The 15,506-nt window shown below is 41.7% G+C and carries 17 protein-coding genes and 1 pseudogene; 5 read left to right on the plus strand and 13 right to left on the minus strand.

Going from position 1 to position 15,506, the window contains the following annotated elements; genetic code table 11:
• Positions 1-26 precede the first annotated feature (26 nt).
• From H8Z82_RS13220 to H8Z82_RS13230, 3 genes are all read right to left on the minus strand, one after another.
• Positions 27-1,370, minus strand: a complete 1,344-nt coding sequence (locus H8Z82_RS13220) for a relaxase/mobilization nuclease domain-containing protein (protein ID WP_118520111.1) — start codon at positions 1,368-1,370, stop codon at positions 27-29.
• Positions 1,331-1,660, minus strand: a complete 330-nt coding sequence (locus tag H8Z82_RS13225; protein WP_002569185.1) for a plasmid mobilization protein — start codon at positions 1,658-1,660, stop codon at positions 1,331-1,333. Before H8Z82_RS13225 ends, H8Z82_RS13220 begins: the two co-directional genes overlap by 40 nt.
• A gap of 268 nt (positions 1,661-1,928) precedes the next feature.
• Positions 1,929-2,282, minus strand: coding sequence for a helix-turn-helix transcriptional regulator (locus H8Z82_RS13230; RefSeq protein ID WP_009447119.1), 354 nt, complete (start codon positions 2,280-2,282; stop codon positions 1,929-1,931).
• A gap of 382 nt (positions 2,283-2,664) precedes the next feature.
• On the opposite strand from H8Z82_RS13230, the gene H8Z82_RS13235 reads away from it, so the two are divergent.
• Positions 2,665-2,844 carry a cysteine-rich KTR domain-containing protein gene (locus tag H8Z82_RS13235; RefSeq protein WP_002588768.1) on the plus strand — a complete coding sequence of 60 codons (180 nt, stop codon included), beginning with the start codon at positions 2,665-2,667 and terminating at the stop codon, positions 2,842-2,844.
• Between the two features lie 430 nt (positions 2,845-3,274).
• Here H8Z82_RS13235 and H8Z82_RS13245 read toward each other — a convergent pair whose 3' ends face one another.
• The 4 genes from H8Z82_RS13245 to H8Z82_RS17930 all read right to left on the minus strand — a co-directional run bounded on the left by H8Z82_RS13245 (position 3,275) and on the right by H8Z82_RS17930 (position 7,540).
• Complete coding sequence (locus tag H8Z82_RS13245) at positions 3,275-4,996, minus strand: S8 family peptidase (RefSeq protein WP_118520097.1); 1,722 nt, start codon at positions 4,994-4,996, stop codon at positions 3,275-3,277.
• Between the two features lie 166 nt (positions 4,997-5,162).
• On the minus strand, positions 5,163-5,597 hold the full coding sequence (locus H8Z82_RS13250) for a DUF2383 domain-containing protein (RefSeq protein ID WP_118520095.1): 435 nt from the start codon (positions 5,595-5,597) through the stop codon (positions 5,163-5,165).
• Positions 5,598-5,687: 90 nt separating this feature from the next.
• The gene (locus H8Z82_RS13255) at positions 5,688-7,418 is read right to left on the minus strand and encodes a cysteine peptidase family C39 domain-containing protein (protein ID WP_243176478.1); all 1,731 of its coding nucleotides are present in this window, start codon (positions 7,416-7,418) and stop codon (positions 5,688-5,690) included.
• Complete coding sequence (locus H8Z82_RS17930; protein ID WP_319017626.1) at positions 7,415-7,540, minus strand: DUF6783 domain-containing protein; 126 nt, start codon at positions 7,538-7,540, stop codon at positions 7,415-7,417. The genes H8Z82_RS13255 and H8Z82_RS17930 overlap by 4 nt, the downstream gene beginning before the upstream one ends.
• Between H8Z82_RS17930 and H8Z82_RS17935 the strand changes: the two are divergent.
• Positions 7,499-7,603 (plus strand): annotated as a pseudogene (locus H8Z82_RS17935) (DUF6783 domain-containing protein); the annotation flags it as partial. The gene H8Z82_RS17930 and the pseudogene H8Z82_RS17935 sit on opposite strands and share 42 nt — an antisense overlap.
• On the opposite strand, the gene H8Z82_RS13260 reads toward H8Z82_RS17935, so the two are convergent.
• Positions 7,590-8,099 (minus strand): hypothetical protein, encoded by a 510-nt coding sequence (locus H8Z82_RS13260; RefSeq protein ID WP_117676031.1) that lies wholly within the window; start codon positions 8,097-8,099, stop codon positions 7,590-7,592. The pseudogene H8Z82_RS17935 and the gene H8Z82_RS13260 overlap by 14 nt on opposite strands.
• A 210-nt stretch (positions 8,100-8,309) precedes the next feature.
• Here H8Z82_RS13260 and H8Z82_RS13265 point away from each other — a divergent pair, with 210 nt between their 5' ends.
• Positions 8,310-8,489, plus strand: coding sequence for a hypothetical protein (locus tag H8Z82_RS13265; RefSeq protein WP_019162847.1), 180 nt, complete (start codon positions 8,310-8,312; stop codon positions 8,487-8,489).
• Between the two features lie 42 nt (positions 8,490-8,531).
• Here the strand turns inward: H8Z82_RS13265 and H8Z82_RS13270 are convergent, their stop codons facing one another.
• The 4 genes from H8Z82_RS13270 to H8Z82_RS13285 form a co-directional block, all read right to left on the minus strand.
• Positions 8,532-9,521 (minus strand): phosphatase PAP2 family protein, encoded by a 990-nt coding sequence (locus H8Z82_RS13270; protein WP_186995371.1) that lies wholly within the window; start codon positions 9,519-9,521, stop codon positions 8,532-8,534.
• Positions 9,511-10,224, minus strand: coding sequence for a DUF975 family protein (locus H8Z82_RS13275; protein WP_118246956.1), 714 nt, complete (start codon positions 10,222-10,224; stop codon positions 9,511-9,513). Before H8Z82_RS13275 ends, H8Z82_RS13270 begins: the two co-directional genes overlap by 11 nt.
• 131 nt (positions 10,225-10,355) lie before the next feature.
• Positions 10,356-10,859 carry an RNA polymerase sigma factor gene (locus H8Z82_RS13280; protein WP_243098794.1) on the minus strand — a complete coding sequence of 168 codons (504 nt, stop codon included), beginning with the start codon at positions 10,857-10,859 and terminating at the stop codon, positions 10,356-10,358.
• On the minus strand, positions 10,849-11,787 hold the full coding sequence (locus H8Z82_RS13285; protein WP_186995372.1) for a hypothetical protein: 939 nt from the start codon (positions 11,785-11,787) through the stop codon (positions 10,849-10,851). Before H8Z82_RS13285 ends, H8Z82_RS13280 begins: the two co-directional genes overlap by 11 nt.
• Before the next feature lie 205 nt (positions 11,788-11,992).
• Between H8Z82_RS13285 and H8Z82_RS13290 the strand changes: the two genes are divergently transcribed.
• Together H8Z82_RS13290 and H8Z82_RS13295 are read left to right on the plus strand one after the other, a co-directional pair.
• Positions 11,993-13,321: an ATP-binding protein gene (locus H8Z82_RS13290; protein ID WP_186995373.1), complete on the plus strand. Its 1,329-nt coding sequence runs from the start codon at positions 11,993-11,995 to the stop codon at positions 13,319-13,321.
• Between the two features lie 15 nt (positions 13,322-13,336).
• A complete protein-coding gene (locus tag H8Z82_RS13295; RefSeq protein ID WP_186995374.1) occupies positions 13,337-14,050 on the plus strand; it encodes a LytR/AlgR family response regulator transcription factor in 714 nt (237 codons plus the stop codon).
• Positions 14,051-14,160: 110 nt separating this feature from the next.
• Here the strand turns inward: H8Z82_RS13295 and H8Z82_RS13300 are convergent, their stop codons facing one another.
• Positions 14,161-15,504 (minus strand): ATP-grasp domain-containing protein, encoded by a 1,344-nt coding sequence (locus tag H8Z82_RS13300; RefSeq protein WP_186995375.1) that lies wholly within the window; start codon positions 15,502-15,504, stop codon positions 14,161-14,163.
• Positions 15,505-15,506 lie beyond the last annotated feature (2 nt).

Raw genomic sequence — 15,506 nt, forward strand, 5'->3', positions numbered from 1 at the left:
CTATACGAAAATCATTTTTTGCTTAATCAGTGTTCCATTCCCTTTTCCCGTTCCGGCTGTCTGTCTGCCTGTAAAATGTTGTCAATGTTCTGCTTGATAATGTCATATTCCCGGACTTTCTTTTTCAGCTTCCCATAGTCGGCGTAAAGGGCTTCTTTCTGCACTTGAAGGGCTTCATACTCCGATTGCAGCGCGGCGAGGTTCGGGAGCTTTGCAATGCCCGTTGCTTTCAATGACCTTGCAGCGGCTTCATGTAAGATAATCGCCTGTTCCTGTCCGGCGCGGTATTTCTCCCTGTTCCTTGCCTTGCGGTATGCGTCATAGACGGGCTTTGTCTTTTGGTAGGTGGAAACATTCTTGATAAGCACCGCCATGTCCGCAAGCCGCTTTTCGGCGTTCTTCAATGCGTCTGCCGCCTGTCCGCTTTCCGCTGCCATTTCCTCAATCCGGCTAACTAAATCCGCGTACTGTTCAATCTTGTTTTCGGTGAGAAAGTTCATAGTCTTTGCCGCCTGTTTCAGATTGTGGATTTTCGCCCACTGTTCATAGCCCTTACTCTGCGCCGCCTTGATACTGTTCTCAATGTCGATAAGCAGCGAAACGCCGCGCTGCTCTCTGGGGGCTTTCGCCGCCTTTGTCCGTCTGCCCGCTATCCGTTCCCTTATGGCTTCCTCTGTATAGTCTGCGCCGAGGGTTTTTAGGCGGGTGAAGCGTTCCTGTCCGGGGGCGCGGCATGATACATATTTCCCCGGCTTTATCTCATAGCCCGCCGCCTGTAACCGCGTTAGCAATTCCTCAAAACTGGAAACTTGGGGGATAAGTGCGTCAACGGCGGTTTTCAGTTTGCCTTTCCAACTTGTACCCGTCTTTTCTGCCTGGTACTCTGCATAGCTCTTTCCCTTGCTGCCCTTGCCGGGGACGACGACGGACAAGCCATTTTCCCGGCACAGCTTGTCGCTCATGTTCCGTATACCGTAATAGCTCCTTTTGTTGGAATTGTACTTATGGTAGTCAACAAAATTGACCGCGCAAAAAATGATGTGGTTATGGATATGCCCCTTGTCAATGTGCGTCGTCACAACATACTCATGTTGCCCCTTTGTTACCGCGTCGGCAAGCTGCTTTCCGATTTCATGGGCTTTCTGATAATCCACTTCCCCCGGCTCAAAGGACTGTATCAGATGAAAGGCTAAATTGTTCCCCTTTTGGAGTGCTTGGGACAATGTATATTCAAACTCAATATCTGCCGTTTCATAGGAGCAGCCGAAAGAGGACACAAGCATTTTTCCGTCCGTCTTGTCCGGGTTTTCGATATAGTCAAGGGCTTTGCTTAGAGTGCTTTTAATAGGCTTAATCTTTGTAACCGCCATATCTCCGCAAGCACCCCCTTTATTTCCTCTATGTCCTCTTGGTATGCGTTCCCCGTCGCGTTTACGCGGCGTGCTATCTGGTTGACGTTGACACCGATTTTTTGTATCTCTGCGGTCATAGCCTTTATGTCGGCGTGGTCTATCTGAATGATATATCCGTCAATGGCAATCTTCCGCAGATACGCCGCCATGTTCCGGGTGGGTACGAGCTTCATTTTTTCCAGTATTAAATCCCGTTCCGCTTCCGTCACTCTGAATTTGATTTGTACCGTCCTTTTGCGTCCGTCCATGTATTCGCTCCTTTCCTTTCCGTTCCGAGGGTTTGGGACACTTCCCAACAAGCAATTTTCAACCGACGCGCCGCAGCGCGGGAGGGGGAAAATACGGAAGTGGGTACCCGCTTCCTATGCTTGCTACGAATGTTTTTATCCTTTAGGCTCTTATCCCCTACTACGGAGAAAAAGCGATTTTGCCAAACTTCCGCAAAAGAAAAACGCTGCAATCTCAAAAAAGATTACAACGCTCTCTAAATCCTGTTCAGTTTTAAGCCGGACATTCCTATTCGCCCTCTTTTTCGACTTCGGAAATCTCTTTTGCCGTTGCGGTCACAATCCGTATGCCTGTATCGCTCATACCGTCAAGGAGCGCGTCAAGCTGCCGCCGCTTTGTGTCCTTTGCAGCGGGCGTGTCTAACAGGAATTGGTCTACGGATATATGGTAACGCTGTATCAGCTCAAAGAATATCTGTAAACTTGGGTGCTGCCCCTTGTTCTCAATGTTCGCAAGGTAGCGCGGCGAGATAAACATTTCGTCGCCTACTTTCTTGCGGCTTTCCTTGCGTCCTTCACGCGCTGCCTTTATCGCTGCCCCAAAAGCCTTGAAGTCGTATTTTGGTACTGGTCTTTTTGCCATAGTTATTCATCCTCTTACATTTTACTGTTCCCCTTTCTTCTTGGATATGTCTACATAGTTCTATCAGTTAGCCAAAATAATTCATATATATATGTTGACAACAAGCTGCTTTTGTATATAATATTATATAAAAGGGGGGGAATGTTTATGTTACATAGCATGCGTATTCGATAAGCATTGAAATCAAAAAAGATTTTTCCCATTTTCAATATGGGCTTTTTTGTCATGCTTATTTTGCGTATGCTATACAACAAAACTAACGACGTATAGACATAGTATAAAAACTATGCCTTAATTTTGTTGTAGTATTATATGTATAAATGCAGGTCAATGCTCATGTTGAGAATTGACCTGCATTTTTTTGCGCAAAAGGAGAAATATTATGCTTGAAAAATATTGGATAAAATGTCCAATTTGTAACGGAAAGACGAGGGTTCAAGTATTTTATAATACGGTATTAAGAAATTTTCCTCTTTTCTGCCCTAAATGTAAATTAACGCATATCGTTGATGTTGAAAAACTAGAAATCATAATCAAAAACTCTGAAAAACAAACTTTTTAATTTTGAAAAGGAAGGATATTTAAATGAAACACTTACCTAAAAGTACACCTACGGAAATATTGAATGACCCATACGGATTTACTTACAAAGAAATGTCGGAAGTAATTGGAGAGGATAAAGCAAGAGCCTTATATACGGAATTGTATAAACAGCCATTTCACAAAGAAAATCTATCAATATCAACAAAAAAAGTCTATAAAAGTAGCGATACTGAAAAGTATGTTTATGAATTGAAAGATAACAGGTATATTGAAACGGTTTTTATTAAACGGCGAGATGGTGGGACTGTTTGCGTAAGTACGCAAGTTGGTTGTTCTGTTGGCTGTATTTTTTGTGAGTCCGGACGCAATGGTTTTGTTCGTAATCTAATGAAGATGTTGTTAAGCAAGCATTGTCCTATTCTCAAAACACTTGATTTTACTGACTTTCTTCAATGTAACCTTATTATAACGTCCTCCCCCCACCCGACTTCTTCATTCGGATACGTTTCATACCCCGACAGTGGTCTGGCGCCTCTTCGGAGATAGGCTTTTACTTTTTCCCCATAGAGGTAGGGATCGTTTCCATTTACAATCCCCCATTGCATTAACAATGCTGCGGATCCGCTGACAAAGGGTGCTGCAAAGGAAGTCCCTGTTACTGTTCTGTAACCACCACCAGGTACAGGAGCAACTATGTTCACTCCAGGTGCCACCAGATCCGGTTTCAGATATGGCAGCATCCTGCTGCCCCTTCCGGAAAAGTCCGCATAGGAGTCAACCAGCGAATCATATGCTCCAACTGCAATAATCCGCCGGGCTGTAGCGGGTATGGTCAAAGTCCCATATGCCCTTGGTTCATAAAACCCAGTTCCTCTGTTCAGGGTATTTCCACCTGGCAGCCACAGGTAATATTCCCCGCCTCTGACCTTTTTTCCACTTAGAATGATTTTCCAGTCTCCACTGTCCACATAAGTTTCCACAGGAAGGAAATCTATGTAGATTTCCTGCGTCAGATGATAAGGACCAGGTTTGCCATAATAGATTAAAAGCTCTGTATTTCCCAGTCTGTACCTCTGAGGGCCAAGATTTTCATCTAAGGGACCGATCCGGTTTCCGGATGGATTTTCAATATAAATGCTCATCTCGTCCTCATAGGATTTCCATAACTGCACATTTAATGTTGGTTCCCTGCTGCTCACAGATAATTCTATCTGTCTGGTCTGTCCCTGTCTCAGGGTTCCTCCCTCATGCAGAGGCTGATTGCCATTGTTCCCTGTACCTGTACAGATAACCAGACGTCCTGCGGAAGAAACCATATCTATATATGTTTCAAGAAGGGAATCTCCCTTGTGTGAACCATAGTTATTTCCAAAACTGATATTGATAACCATCGGCCGCCCCAAAGACAATGACTGACGCACCAAATAATCAATTCCCTGTATCAGTTCGGTTGTTCTTGGGAAAGAATTTTCTCTGGGAATCCCCATTTTTACCACTATCAGGTCACTCTCATAAGCTACTCCCTGATTGACTCCATCGGAAGCTCTCCCGTTTCCTGCCGCGATTCCCAGCACTGAGGTTCCATGTCCACTGTAATCCACAGATGGAACAAGGCGCCTGCCCTGGTTTTCTCCAAGTGCAAGCGCCTCATCGATCTGCTCTTTCGTATATTCAGTTCCTGTCACATATCCCTGGGGTGGATTTCCCTGTATGCTCTGATCCCATAAACGTAAAATTCTGCTGTTTCCGTCTACATTTCGAAAATCAGGGTGAAAATAATCCACTCCTGAATCCACAATTCCTGTCAGGATTCCTTTTCCTGTCAGTCCATTCCTGCCGGTCTGCACTGTGCGGATGCAGCTCGCTCCCTTTGCCTGAAACAATTCAAAATATAACCGTTTTGGCTTCTCCATAAATTCCACCTGCGCTCTGTGGGAATACTTATCAATCTCACTTTCCGGCAAAGTTACCACTGCATAGCCGCCTAACAGTGGCACTACCTGAATTCCATTTCCAGCCAGACCACTTTCCGGTCCGCTATACTTTATGATCACATCCCATAACCTGGTTGCAGGATCATATCCTACATTAAGATTTCCCGACTTTCTGCGCTCCTGTGGTGTTGCATCCATCGCAAGATTTAAAAGGTTATCTATTTTCTGGTCCGGCATAAATGATTCCTTTTCATTGTACACTTACTTATATTATATGTATTCTATGAGAATTGCTAATGCAGATAAATGCTCTGAGTGCATCAAACGGAATACAGCTTTTTACAACCTATAAATAAAAATGCCATCAGTTACAAACTTGTTCCGCAACTGACAGCATTTCAGCTTACAAATATTTCTGCATATCATCCCGCAGATTCTCTTCCATTCCAATAAGCTTCTTTGCAATGGAAATACTTTCGGACGACGCATCTTTGCATTGGTGCATGGCTTCTGTGATAGACTGGGTTCCCATGTTGCAGCCATTCATGATGATCTTAACCGCCTGTTTATTCTCATCTTCTCCGGTCATCATTTTTACACCTGTCGTCATCCACGAAAATGTGGATACCATAACACCCGGTTCTTTCTCCGGCTGGCCTGCGCGAAGAAGTATTTTGGAAATTTCCTCTTCCAGTTCCTTGTGTTTTGAACAGGATTTTTCAATCGTTGCTGCGATTTTGGTATTTGTCACATGATGCTGTACCTGTTCCATGCTCTCAATTCCCATCTTGCATCCGACACTGCATTCTTCTAATAGTTTCTTTGTGCTGTTGTCCATGTCTGTCCTCCTGTATAAAAATTTACTTTCTACATGGAAGATAGTATACGTACTTTTTGGCTATTTATGTATCTTTCCCGTTGGTCTCCTTCATAACAACTGATGCCAGATTCCAGTATGCCTTTTGAAGCTGTTGTTTATTATTTGAAATTCTTTCTCTATCTCAGTTATCTTTTTTCCATCGTAAAGGATTTCTCCCTCCCACGGTTCATAGAGCCCCGAAATCAGCTTTGCAATCGTAGACTTTCCGCAGCCAGATGGTCCTACAAAAGCAACTTTATCTCCGGGATGAATGATCAGATTAAAGTCTTTCAGAAGCGGCTCCTCCAATTTCGAGTATCCAAAAGTCACATGCCGAAGTTCTATTGTTCCTTTCAGCTTCTCAAATTCAGTAATATCATCCTCTGAAAACGTCTTTACATAACTGTTGTCAGAAGCATATTTCATAACATCCTGTACACGTTCCATAGAAGTACGTGTTTCCTGAATACTTTGTCCAATATCAAGCAGGCTTTCCACAGGCATCATAAATTGCTGAAGCAAACTCTGAAATGCCACAAGCATACCAACACTAAATTTTCCTTTCATGATCAGCCACACACCAATGGTAAGAATTACCGCATTCGACAATTCCTGAAGCAAAACCGGAATGCTCAGAAAGAAGCTATCATTTCTTAACTGCTTTACTGTCTGGATATTTGCTGAAGCCTGAAATCCAGCCCATCTTTCAAAGAACCCATTTTCTGCACCTGAGCTTTTAATACTCTCTATCATATCAATTCCTGACATAGTTGCAGAATCCACTTTACTTTCATCCCTCATACGAACTCTGGTAGTTTCCACCCGCATATGTGATGCGATCTGAGACGCAAGCAGATTTAACACAATCGCAATACAACCTACAAAAGTCAAAACCACACTGTAACGTATCATGATTATAAAATAGAAAAACAACAGTATAATCTGGATAAATACCGGAGCTATTTTTGCGATCAAAGTCTCTGCAATCTGATCATTCAGTTTTTGTCTGCCAGCAAGGTCTCCCACCATTCGTTGTGCATAAAAATCCATGGGCAGATGAAGCATATGCCACATAAATGAGGCATTTGATACAATAGCAAGCTTTCCTTTAATTCTGTAAAGATATATCTCATTAAGAAAACCAACAATCATTCGGAATATAGCAGTGAAAAGCATTGCCACCAGAAGCATTTCAAGCCAATGCATATTATGTCCGGGCAAAATCTGATCCGTAAATATTCTGGCAAACACGGGAGTAACCAAGCCTACAAAAGCAACAAGGACAGCCGTAATCATTACAAAAATCACAGAAGCCGTTGTATTGGCCAGTCTATCCTTCAAAAACTTAAATACACTTTCCGGCTTTCCACCCTTCTCAAAGTTTTCTCCTGGTGTGAACTCAATACATACTCCTGTAAAAGAATGATCAAATTCTTCCATTGTTACCTTGATCGTTCCACGTGCAGGATCATTAATTACAGCTGCATTTTTGGTAAAACCGCATAACACAACAAAATGATTAAAGTTCCAATGGATAATTGCAGGATAAGTAACATTCTCTTTTACTTCGTCTACCCCATATCGATGCGCTTTTACCTCTAGCCCATAACTTCTTCCAGCTTTTGCAATATTGGAAGCTTTGCTTCCATCTCTTGATACTCCACAATCACTACGAACTTGTTCAAGCGGTAACCACTTGCCGTGATACGCAAGAATCATAGCAAGGCTTGCTGCACCACATTCCAGGGTTTCCATCTGCATAATAACCGGAACTGTGATTCTTTTTTTTCTCTTTTTCATAGCACTCTCCTAGAGCGTGTTTGAAAAATGCTTTTCGCAAGATGTGCGTCACAATTTATGGGAGATTTTGTCCGGATGAGGGCGTCGTAGCGGGCTACGGCAACCGAATTTGGACAAAATATACCGCAAAGTGGGGCGTGCAGATTGCGGGAATGATTTTTCAAACACGCTCTAATTCAAAATAAATTGAATTGGTTTCATTTCGGCTGTTGTAATGATAACTGTTGCCAGCATATTTGAGGGAATGTCTTCTTCAGCTATAACCCGAACTTCATAAGAATAGTTTCCATCAAGCACATTATCCGCAAGCCAGTCTTCTGATATTTCAGCACGAATTTCTTCCTGTGAATAAGGATTCTGACTCACTGCTTCCACTTTGCCACTGATGTTTCTTCCATCAGGCAGTGTAATATTTGCCTTACATCCTATCAGGTTTGTGTTGGCATTTTCTACACATTCATAGCAGTTAATCACATTACCTCCAACAGTAACTCCTTTCACTGTCATCGTCTGTGGAAGACTTCCTACAACGCTCCATACAATCACAGATATTACTGCCACCAGAAGTGCCGCCATAATTAACCAAACCTTCGGATGAGACACCTTAATATATGCATCTAATTGTTCCGGAGATTCAACACGATCAAGACTTTCCCTTCTAAATATACTCTGTTTATCCACTTTTTCATCCTCCAGTATGCAATTTGTTTATCATATCATCTGACTGATGCTGTATTTTTATCATTTGTTTATTGTATCTGGTCTCTGACGCTTTGCATCAAAGATCTCCAGATAAAAATAATTTTTTCTTCATATAATGTGACAAATTCTCTTCTGATGTTTATAAACAGATAGGAAGCATTCGAATTCTTACAGGAAAGGAGAACTATTATGAGCGAAATCAAACAGAACATTACAAACGAATTATCTGAAGAAGAATTAGAAAATGTTGCCGGTGGTTTTGGCCGTCCTACTATGGATGATCCCAGATATAGGGAGCAGATGAGGATAAACAATATGTTAAAACGAGGCATGAATATGGAGGAAATTCAAAAAGCGTTGAAGCGTTGAAGTTCTATTCGTAAATAACTATATCAATCCTTCCGGGCAGCCTTAGGGCTGCCCCTGTTTTTCTCTGGTCACCTTATCACTTCCACGATTAGTCAGAGTTCCTGCCAGTACCACCGCTCCTGGCACCAACACCATGATATATATGATTCCAAGCCCAAATCTGAGGAACTTGCCAAGGCTTCGGCTTATTTCTTCTATTATGTATGGGCACCCTGTATTTATCCACCAGTACAAAGGAATTAATGCAAAAATACTGATAAACAACCTTAGCTTTTGCGAAATTCTGTCAAAATCTAATTGTCTTTTTTCCAGTATCCTGCAGATGACAAAGGATGCAATAAATCCGACTCCTTCATATGCATCTCCCCGCATTTTAGCAGGATCAACCAGAAGTGATCCATCCGGCAGATAATCAAGTGGATATGGTTTGTATTCATAGTACAGCACAGCAGCAATACAGATCAAAAGCCCTGCCACAAGAATCATGAGGTCTCTTTTTTTGTCTTTTTCACTCCACAATTCCAACCACCCGGTCAGATACATCATAACTGCTGTTGATATAAATCCCACCAGAACATCCTGCGGAGTATGCACTCCCAGATAATTTCGTGAAAACATAGTCAGGAATACCAGCACAAACAACAGACCAGCAACGACACTGTGCCTTTTTTTCATGAACCAAAGTCCACTTCCACCGAACATAGCCGTCGCCCGCGTTGTATGCCCACTTGGAAATGAATATCCGGTAGCTGCTGTTTTAGAATCACCATAGGGTAAAATCCGTGTATCCCGTATCCATGGGCGATAGACACAGAAAGTAAGCTTTAAAAATCCGTTGATAAACAGACCACCCCCAAGTCCTGCCAGGATTTTTCGTCCCGCCTTCCGATCAAATGCCCAGTAAATCATACACATCATTGCAATAGGTAAAAATCCTGCGGACAGCTTTGTTACTGCATTCATAAGCGGTGTCAGGATACTGCCGACTGTTTCGCGAAATTGTTGCAGGTACAATAAATACTCAATATCCATAGCTTTCCTCTTTCTGCTGTTCTTTCAGGCGAAAATAAAGCTGTGACTGTGTTAAATACTGATATGGTCCGGCAAAGAATATATTAACCAACCCGAATGTTATAATTCCCAAAAGGCTCCATCCTATAAAAGACAGATCTAATACAAATGCAGCCCACTTATTTCCCTTCATCATCTGACGACTCTTTTCAAAAGCTTCTTTTCGATTCATCTGTGGATTCTCTGCCAACAAAAACGGAATCATCATATACTCATACTGTTTTATAATTCCCGGAATTATAAACAAAAGACTCCATAAGCTTACAAACAATGTCCGTAAAAACATAATCCAGCCAACATTCTTTCCATCTCTCCTGTTGATCACCGACCAGATACTTCTCGTCTCTGCTGTTCCGTATTCACATTGAATAAACAGCTTTTTACATCCCACCTCCAGAGGATTCCAAATCAAAATCGTCACAATAAAGTTAACAAGCAACGCCACTGCCACAATTCCAAGTGCAATTCCTAAAACAAGGCCAAAATCATCAGTTCCTACTGTGCCTATCACTTCATCAAAACTTCCGGAAGAAGACCTTTCTACTACCGAGGCCACTCCCGAACCTCCAATCAGGGATAATATAACTCCTGTCAGAACTGCTTTCCAATAATTTATCTTTAAAAGCTGTTTGGCACACTCTTTCAATTCTCTCCTTGTCCACATATACAATTCCCTCCTCATCAAACTGCCCATATGCAAATATCTCATATCTGAAATATGTCATCTGGCTTTCATAATCTATTACAATGCATTATCCCCAGTCAGTTCAGGCAGAGTCTCTGTAGCCTGAACGCCTATTCCCCCTGTTTTTCCATAATCATTCGCAACTTCTCCAGAGCACGTTTCTGTATCATCCTTACATTTCCCGGTGATAAATTCATCTGCCTGCCAAGCTCTGTGGAACTTTTCTGATAATAAAATCTTCCCAGAAGAATTTCCCGTTCTCTGTCAGAAAGCTGCTCCAGACTTTTTCTTAATGTCTCTTCTCTCATAATCTTTGCCACAATCTCCTCCGGCATTTTTTCCCGGGGAATTGTCTGCTGCTTCAGGATTTCCAGAGAATAATGAGTCTTTTTATCCCTATAATAGTTTTTCAGGCGGTTTGCTGTGATTGCATACAACCAGGTAGCTATACTACCTTTTTCTTCATCATAACTGTCCATATTCCTGTAAAAAGACAGAAATACATCTCCAGTCAGTTCTTCCGCTTCATACAGATCAGGAACTCTTTTATGTATAAATGTCAAAATTTTCAGATAATATTCCTGATAAATACACTCAAATTCCTCATACTTCATCCTCCGCCTCTTCATAAGACTCAATCTCTGCATAGAGATGTGTATCTTCTTTCACATCTTCCTCTGGCTCGTACAGTTCTTTACACTCCTTATCTGTATACATAATATAATAAGAATTATCGTCATGAAGCATGATCCATACATAATTATCTGCTGGAACCGTGATTGCATAATCCTTTTCCTGCTCTGTACCAGGAGCTGCAGTAACCGTCACATTACGTACATCACCTTCTGCTTTTTCTGCTTCTTCGTACTTTTCACAGAGATCTGCTACATCCTCAGGTCTGTCCACGCCGTAGGAGAATTCCATCTTCGAAGCTTCTTCTGAAGTGCCGTCCTTATGATTCAGAATCTGAGTATGTTTCAGTGGTCTGTAATCATCCGAAGCAACCACATATTCCATAGAAATCCAGTCTCCCTCTGTGTAGGATTCTCCATCTCCCTGAGAATTCAATGCGCTCTGAGTAAGTTCTTCAGGTACCTTTGTCTGTATAATGATCGTATCACCATCTTCCTTCATATCCGTCACTTCTTCCTCTATGGTTTCATCTGTGTAAAAGCTTATAAGATCATCTGCATTTCCATCTGCTTCATCAATATACAGACAGGAGAGATACTCATCTCCTTCTTTTCCGTATTTTAATTCGCCCTCTTTATAGAGCATCTGGGTAGTACCATACATATCTACATACATCACTTCAGAATCTTCATAGTCATATACCTTTGTATTCTGCAGTATATATTCACAGGTAGCTTCATAGCTTTTATGATTGCTTACAAGACTGTCTGTTTCTCCTGCTTTCATCATCTGTTCCAGTGCATTGTCTTTTGTCAGTTCAGGTAACGTATCCGATGCCTGAACACTCACACATCCTGCTCCCAGAGTTCCCATAATCAGTGCCGTCACAATAATCATTCTTTTCTTCATTTTTTAGTCTCCTTTCTTTTGAATGTTTCTGTGGCTATATTATTTATATTATTTGAATTTAATTCCCTTGTCTATGTTTTTGCGTGAATAGTCAAAATATGGCGTAAAAAGACCTCTGTCTGGTTTGATTTTACCATCTGCCAATGGTATACTTATTTTTAATAAGTAACCTGGCCATTATCTATCTTTATGACGGGAGGGTTTTATGATAGCATTGCGTTATTTCTGCGGATTTTCTCTTCAGATTTTTCCTTATGCATTTTTCTGTTTGTATCCATTCCGGGATTGTTTCCGCCTAAGCACAAAAAAGACAATGCTCATGGCACTGTCCATTTTTATTGTAATGGTCATTCCGTTTTCTCTTATCGCACAGTTCAACATTGGCGGTGATTACAAAGAGCTGATCTCGAATGCTATTTTTTATATTGCCCTGTTACTGTTCGGAATGTTGTACTGCTTTATCATCCAGGCAAAAATAGCAGAAAAACTGTTTGTATTTTTTGTTGTAATGAGCTACGGATTCTTTGTTACAAGCACTGTTACCTTTTTGCACCGTACTTTCCGGTTCCCATCCGATTATTTTATGTATCCGCCCTTTGCACTGGCTCTCACACTTATCATAAATCTGGTTCTTGCGAAACCATTTCTCATGCTGATGGAGCGAATCCGTACTATGATCAATGCAGATCTGGAATCACGGATCTGGAAGATTCTCTGCTCCCTCCCTGCTTTGTTTATTCTGATTGCCAGCATTGCACAGTTCTCAAGCATAATAAATCTTTCCAATAATATAGTTGTCCATGTTATGTTTGTACTGTTTGCAGTATTTGCTTTCATGGTGTATGCCGTATTCTTCAGTGTCATGGGATACATCCGCAGTAAACAGGAAGAACAGCGGATTTCTGAGCGCATACTGGAAAACTACCGGAATCAGGCAGAAAACAACGAACATATTCTGGAAATACACCATGAGATCCGACATCATATGAATGCCCTGTCCTCCTATCTTAAACAGGAGGACTATGCAGGTGCCAGACAGTATACACAGAAATTTACTGAAGAAGCCGAACAGCTTCCTTTTGTCACCTACACAGCCAATGCTCTGGTCAATTCCATCCTTTCGGAATTTGCAGAACGTGCCAGCCGTTATAAAGCCATCGTGGAGTACAGTATTATCATTGGTAGAAGACTCAACATGGAAGACATTGATTTGTGCCGGATGTTGACAAATATATTGGAAAATGCAGTAGAAGGGTGTCAGAATGTTTCTGAAGGACAGCGGATCATCCGGCTGAATCTCCATTCAAAGGGAAATTTTCTGTTTATTAAATGTGAAAACTCCTGCAATGAGGATAACTTGAGAATCACGAATGGAAACTATAAATCCAGTAAAAAGAACAGTGACAGACACGGTTACGGCCTTAAGATCATCAATGGAATCGCCGAAAAATACAATGGTATACTGAGCGTACGGGTACATGATGGCTTTTTTGCTGTAACAACAACGCTTTGTCTTGACGAAAATAACGAATAATAGGAGGCTTTCACTATGTACCATATTGTCATCTGTGATGATGAACCGATTTTTTTAACACAGATATCAGAAATGATCAGCGATATTTTAGCATCCATGGGAGAATCCTGCGAGATTCGAAAATATACTTCTATTGCAGAATTAAAAAATACATTGCAGAATACTCCCAAAAACTGTGACATTCTGATTCTTGATATTATGCTGGGTGAAAACAATGGGATCAGCTTTGCAGAATGTCTCCGTGACACTGAAAACCAAATTCCCGTTATCTTCATTTCCAGCAGTAAGGAATTTGTATTCGATGCATATTCTGCTGAACCTGTAGGTTATATCCTCAAGCCGGTCAGCCGTCAAAAACTTGCAGAAGCACTAACCCGTGCAATCCGACATCTGATCCCGAAATCCATTATAATCGACACTCCGTCCAGAACTGTATCCCTTCATATCAGGGATATTACCTATATTGAAATAATCAATAAAGAACTGCAGATTCACCTTCAGGACGGTACTGTCACAAAGATATATAAGTCCCTTTCTGCAGTCCGTGAAATTTTGCCGAAAGATATCTTCGTGCAATGTCACAGATGCTACATTGTTTCTCTGTATGCTGTCCGTTCAATCAGACGCTTTGAAATCACACTGAATAATCATGAAATAATCCCGGTCAGCAAATACAGCTACCGGGATGTCCAGGAACAATTACAGCAATACGCTGCAAAATGGTTTTAATTTCTCCAAACAACTCAAAAATTATTTCATCTCTGGCAATTATCTTTTATCAGTCAATCAGCTATAAATGCAAACAGCAGAAAACGGCGGTCTTATCGACCGCCGTTTTCTCATTGATATTTTGCAACAAGCTCTCCGGCATTTGCTTTCACATCATCGGAAACAAGCCCCGGGAATTCCTCTTCCAGTTCATTCAGGATATTCAGAATATCTTCTTTTTCCTGATCGGTGCTGATAACAACCTCGCAATAGTTGATCTTCTCCATACCTGCCACCGAGGTTTCCAGCTGCATAATATAATCCACATGCGGATTCCCATATAATCGGATCAGATCCTCCTGCGACCTTGCTTTCATCTTAAAGTTCAATGCATATTTCAGGTTCCGTTTCATACTGTAATTTTTGTCAGTTCCGAGTATGCTGTCCACAAAAATAGATAGTGGATTTCTTCCCTCCATGGCAGCCGTTGTTGTTGTCATTCCGGACCATCTTGGATTAATTTCGATAATATACCATTCTCCTGCCCGGTAAACCAGATCGACTTGCACTGTTCCTTCAAATTTCAAACTCTGTGCCATATTAAGCAGTTCTTCCTGTACCTTTTCAAAATGATAGGAAGGATCCGTCACCGGACCAAATTTTACAGAGCTTAACGGATCTGTAATGCCCTCTTTTGTTACAGAAAAGGCAATCGGCGGAAGGACACTGTAACGTCCCTCTACACCATGAATTTCCGTTCCGAACTGTTCTCCCTGAATCAGTTCTTCCACCATTATATCTGAATTGTTTCGATCGGAATTAAGAAAGCTCTCTACTTCCTCATAGGAGTTCATGACTTCCACTCCGATTGACCCTGCACCTAATGTATCCTTCACAATGACCGGAAAGTTCATTTCCTTAATCCGATAAAAAACATATTCCTTATATACATTTATACTGACACCCGGATTCTTCTTCTCCGCAAGAAACAGCTCATGGTGAATATAGATTCCCTTTGCCGCTTTGACAAAGCTGCGGAACATGATATTACTACGCCACTTATCAAATGCTGCCACTGACACCAGCGTATTATTGGCAATGGTTGCAATTCCTCTTTTCTGTAATTCCTCAGCAATGAGAGCGGTCTTGATCGGTACCCAGTCAAAGGGAACGGCTCCCGATGCAATTGCTACAGCAATATCCGGCTTCTGCTGTGCAATCAACTCTGCCGTATCCTCCGCACTCATTCCACTCTCCAAAAGCACGTATTTCACCTTCTCAGGTTTTTTGCAGATTTCCCCATCTGCCACGTCAAAAATGTAAGAACCATTCAGGGGTCCTGCTACAACAAATTCGCAGTCCGGATAAAGCCGGTCCATTTCATCCCAGGTATCTGCCCGGAACGGCTGGTAGGTTGTTTTTGTTGATGAATTGGAATGTGCTGATGTTGACGCACTATAAAATACAATACGCATAA

It is taken from the genome of Blautia difficilis (genome assembly GCF_014297245.1).
GTDB classification, from domain to species: Bacteria; Bacillota; Clostridia; order Lachnospirales; family Lachnospiraceae; genus Blautia_A; species Blautia_A difficilis.